Annotated in this window: 1 pseudogene; it reads left to right on the forward strand. The window is 44.6% G+C overall.

The annotated features are described in order from the left end of the window. Window positions 1-240 (forward strand): annotated as a pseudogene (locus BTV98_RS13385) (thiazole synthase); the annotation flags it as partial.

The following is a 240-nucleotide window of genomic DNA, read 5'->3' on the forward strand; positions in this document are numbered from 1 at the left end:
GGCAGTCGTACATTCTCTTCTCGATTGTTGGTCGGTACCGGTAAATATAAAGACATGGCTGAAACGGGTGCTGCTATTGGTGCCTCAGAAGCTGAGATTGTCACCGTTGCTATTCGCCGTACCAATATTGGTCAAAATAGTAATGAGCCAAATTTATTAGATATCATTTCACCGGATAAATATACCATCTTGCCCAATACCGCAGGCTGTTTTGATGCCGAAACCGCGATTCGGACGTGT

Source organism: Psychrobacter sp. Cmf 22.2, from assembly GCF_001921745.1.
GTDB lineage: Bacteria > Pseudomonadota > Gammaproteobacteria > Pseudomonadales > Moraxellaceae > Psychrobacter.